Source organism: Ideonella sp. B508-1, from assembly GCF_000333615.1.
Taxonomy (GTDB): Bacteria; Pseudomonadota; Gammaproteobacteria; order Burkholderiales; family Burkholderiaceae_C; genus Ideonella.
In genome coordinates this window covers 1-4150 of record NZ_BADL01000275.1, presented here as the reverse complement: position 1 = coordinate 4150, position 4150 = coordinate 1, and the positions used below count along the sequence as shown (strand labels likewise).

Below are 4150 nucleotides of genomic sequence, written 5' to 3'. Positions count from 1 at the left end.
CGACGATGGAGGACATCTACGAGCGCGCCGAGTTCGCCAAGGAGCTGGGCTCGGTGGTCATCATGGTGGACCTGATCATCGGCTGGAGCGCCATCCAGTCCATCGCCAACTGGGCCCGCAAGCACGACATGATCGTGCACATGCACCGGGCCGGCCACGGCACCTACACCCGGCAGAAGAACCACGGCGTGAGTTTCCGCGTGATGGCCAAGTGGCTGCGTCTGGCCGGCGTGGACCACCTGCACACCGGCACCGCGGTGGGCAAGCTCGAGGGCGACCCGATGACGGTGCAGGGCTATTACAACGTCTGCCGCGACAGCTACACGAAGCAGGACCTGCCGCGCGGCCTGTTCTTCGACCAGGACTGGGCCGACATGCGCAAGGTGATGCCGGTGGCGTCCGGCGGCATCCACGCCGGCCAGATGCACCAGCTGCTGAACCTGTTCGGCGACGACGTGATCCTGCAGTTCGGCGGCGGCACCATCGGCCACCCGGCCGGCATCCAGGCCGGCGCGGTGGCCAACCGGGTGGCGCTGGAGTGCATGGTCAAGGCCCGCAACGAGGGCCGGGACATCGCGGCCGATGGGCCCGAAATCCTGCGCGCGGCGGCCCAGTTCTGCACCCCGCTGAAACAGGCCCTGGATACCTGGGGCGAGATCAGCTTCAACTACGCCAGCACCGACACCAGCGACTTCGCGCTGACGCCGGCGGTGGCGGCCTGATTTACCCCCCAGCAGGCCACGGTCTGCGCGGGATCGGTCCCCCCGGGGCACTTCCCTGCGCTCATGTCCCCCGGACGACGCTGCGCGCCGTCCTCCTCCTTGACTTCGCTCCGGCAAGCACCCCGGGCGGCCCGATCGGCACCGCCTCGGCATGCGAACCGTCCCTGGCCGCCAAGGTGTCCGGTCAGGTCGGTGGGGTGACTTCTGAAGCGAAGTCAAGGAGGAGGTCCTGGCCGGCAGGCCAGGGCCGGGGGACATGAGCGGAAGAAGTCGCCCCGCCGGCCTGACCACGCACGCCGCGACCGCTGTTGACCGAAACGGGCAAGAGCCCCCAAGGAGCACCCACCATGATGACCAACCCCACCGGCCGCCTGACCCAGGGCCAGTTCAGCTTCCTGCCCGACCTGAGCGACGCCGAGATCCGCGCGCAGATCGAGTACGGCCTGGCCAAGGGCTATGCCTGGAGCGTCGAATACACCGACGACCCGCACCCGCGCAACACCTACTGGGAGATGTACGGCATGCCCATGTTCGACCTGCAGGACGCCGCCGGCGTGATGCTCGAACTGCAGGGCTGCCGTCAGGCCTTCCCGCGCCACTACATCCGCATGATGGCCTTCGATTCGACCCGCGGCATCGAGTCCATCGCCATGTGTTTCATCGTCAACCGCCCCGCCGCCGAGCCGGGCTTCCAGCTGCAGCGCCAGGAGATCCACGGCCGCAGCCAGCGCTACACCCTGCGCGGCTACGCGGCCGACCATCCCGAAGCCGAGCGTTACTGAGCCACCCTGCCGGAGGTCCCCCGATGAACGCCCCGCTCTACGCCATTCCCGGCGTGGCGACGACGGCCACGGCCGCAGCCACACCAACGCCAGAGACCGCGCCCGCGGCACGCACCGTCCACGAGGTGCTGGCCCAGAGCCGGGTGATGGAGGTGCTCGACGAGCTCGACCGCGACCTGGTCGGCCTGCGCCCGGTCAAGGCGCGGCTGCGCGACATCGCCGCGCTGCTGGTGATCGACAAGCTGCGCGCCCAGTTCCAGCTTTCGGCTCAAGCACCCAGCCTTCACATGTGCTTCACCGGCAACCCCGGCACCGGCAAGACCACGGTGGCCTTGCGCATGGCCGAGATCCTTCACCGCCTGGGCTACATCCGCAAGGGCCACCTGGTGGCCGTCACGCGCGACGACCTGGTGGGCCAGTACATCGGCCACACCGCGCCCAAGACCAAGGAGGTGCTGAAGAAAGCCATGGGCGGCGTGCTCTTCATCGACGAGGCCTACTACCTCTACCGGCCGGAGAACGAGCGCGACTACGGCCAGGAGGCCATCGAGATCCTGCTGCAGGTGATGGAGAACCAGCGCGACGACCTGGTGGTGATCCTGGCGGGCTACCGGGACCGCATGGACACCTTCTTCCAGTCCAACCCGGGCATGAGCTCGCGCATCGCCCATCACCTCGACTTTCCCGACTACAGCGCCGACGAGCTGCTGGGCATCGCCGACCGCATGCTCGCCGGCCAGCACTACCGCTTCGGCGACGGTGCCCGCGAGACCTTCGCCCGCTACCTGGCGCTGCGCCTGGCCCAGCCGCACTTCGCCAACGCCCGCAGCGTGCGCAATGCGTTGGACCGGGCCCGCCTGCGCCAGGCCAGCCGGCTCTTCGCCGAGCCCGACCGGGTGCTCGATGCCGAGGCCCTCTCCACGCTGGCGCCCGAGGACATCGCCGCCAGCCGGGTCTTCGCCTCGGCCGCCCCGGCCGGCGCACCCGCGGCCTGAGCCCGGCCCGCCACCCGACACAGAACACCCAAGGAGACTGCCATGCCCCTGTCCCACCGCCCCACGCTCACCCAGTACCTGATCGAGCAGCGCCGCCGCTTTCCCGGCGCCAGCGGCGAGCTCAACACCCTGATCCTCGACGTGGCCCTGGCCGCCAAGGCCATTGCCCGCGCGGTCAAGCTCGGCGAGCTGGGCAGCGCGACCCCGGCCGCCCCGGCGGCCGTCAATGTGCAGGGCGAGGAGCAGAAGCCGCTGGACGTGCTGGCCAACGAGGTCTTCCTGCGTCGCAACGAAGGCTCGGGCACCCTGGCCGGCATGGCCTCGGAGGAGATGGAGGCGCCCTACCCCATCCCGGACAACCAGCCGCGCGGCAAGTACCTGCTGCTGTTCGACCCGCTGGACGGCTCCAGCAACATCGACGTCAACGTCTCGGTGGGCAGCATCTTCTCCATCCTGCGTGCGCCGCAGGACGTGGTGGACAGCGGCCGCGCGCCGGTGGAGGCCGACTTCCTGCAGCCCGGCGCGGCCCAGGTGGCCGCCGGCTACGCGCTCTACGGCCCCACCACCATGCTGGTGCTCAGCGTGGGCCACGGCACGGTGGGCTTCACCCTGCACCCGGACCTGGGCGAGTTCATGCTGACCCACCCGGACCTGCAGGTGCCGGCCGACACCCGCGAGTTCGCGATCAACGCCTCCAACAGCCGCTTCTGGGAGCCGCCGATCAAGCGCTATGTGGACGAATGCCTGGCCGGCGCCAGCGGCGCGCGCGGCAAGGACTTCAACATGCGCTGGATTGCCTCGCTGGTGGCCGAGACCCACCGCATCCTGATGCGCGGCGGCGTTTTCATGTACCCGCGCGACCGCAAAGAACCGGCCCGCGCCGGCCGCCTGCGCCTCCTGTACGAGGCCAACCCGGTGGGCTTTCTGATCGAGCAGGCGGGCGGGCGTGCCTCCACCGGCCTGCAGCCGGTGCTGGGCGTGCGGCCCACGGCGCTGCACCAGCGCATCGGCCTGGTCTTCGGCTCGCGCCACGAGGTCGAGCGCATCGAGCAGTACCACCGCGACCCGTCGGAGGCCGAGCCGGCCAACCCGCTGTTCGCCGAGCGCAGCCTGTTCAGGGCCTGAGGCTTCGCGCCCCGCGCCATCCATTCCAAGAAGACCCGGAGACACACGACCATGTCCGCGCGACACCCCATCATCGCCATCACCGGCTCGTCCGGTGCGGGCACCTCCTCGGTGACCCGCACCTTCGAGAACATCTTCCGCCGCGAGAACGTGCGCGCCGCCGTCATCGAAGGCGACAGCTTCCACCGCTACGACCGCGGCGAGATGCGCCAGCGCCAGCGCGCGGCCGAGGAGGCCGGCAACACCCACTTCAGCCACTTCGGGCCGGAGAACAACCTCTTCGCCGAACTGGAGCAGCTTTTCCACAGCTATGGCGAATCGGGCACCGGCCGGCGCCGGCGCTACCTGCACGACCCGGTGGAGGCCCAGCCCTATGGCCAGGACCCGGCACCTTCACCCCCTGGGGAGAACTGCCGGGCAACACCGACCTGTTGTTCTACGAAGGCCTGCACGGCGCCGTCGTCACGCCCGAGGTCAACATCGCCCGCAACCCCGACCTGCTGATCGGCGGGGTGCCCGTCATCAA

4 protein-coding genes and 1 pseudogene are annotated in these 4150 nt (G+C 69.8%); all 5 read left to right on the top strand.

Annotated elements, in window-relative coordinates:
- A partial coding sequence (locus tag I73_RS11670) for a RuBisCO large subunit C-terminal-like domain-containing protein (protein WP_026096622.1) occupies positions 1 to 722 on the top strand: 722 nt, incomplete at its 5' end.
- A gap of 347 nt (positions 723 to 1069) precedes the next feature.
- The gene (locus tag I73_RS11665; protein WP_022980777.1) at positions 1070 to 1504 is read left to right on the top strand and encodes a ribulose bisphosphate carboxylase small subunit; all 435 of its coding nucleotides are present in this window, start codon (positions 1070 to 1072) and stop codon (positions 1502 to 1504) included.
- 23 nt (positions 1505 to 1527) lie between these two features.
- On the top strand, positions 1528 to 2499 hold the full coding sequence (cbbX, locus tag I73_RS27525) for a CbbX protein (protein WP_022980776.1): 972 nt from the start codon (positions 1528 to 1530) through the stop codon (positions 2497 to 2499).
- Between the two features lie 42 nt (positions 2500 to 2541).
- Positions 2542 to 3624 (top strand): class 1 fructose-bisphosphatase, encoded by a 1083-nt coding sequence (locus tag I73_RS11650; RefSeq protein WP_022980775.1) that lies wholly within the window; start codon positions 2542 to 2544, stop codon positions 3622 to 3624.
- Between the two features lie 51 nt (positions 3625 to 3675).
- A pseudogene (locus I73_RS27520) lies at positions 3676 to 4150 on the top strand (phosphoribulokinase); the annotation flags it as partial.

Coding starts and splice junctions, on each gene's coding strand:
- cbbX (WP_022980776.1), top strand. CDS start 1,528: ATGAACGCCCCGCTCTACGCCATTCCCGGCGTGGCGACGACGGCCACG.
- I73_RS11665 (WP_022980777.1), top strand. CDS start 1,070: ATGATGACCAACCCCACCGGCCGCCTGACCCAGGGCCAGTTCAGCTTC.
- I73_RS11650 (WP_022980775.1), top strand. CDS start 2,542: ATGCCCCTGTCCCACCGCCCCACGCTCACCCAGTACCTGATCGAGCAG.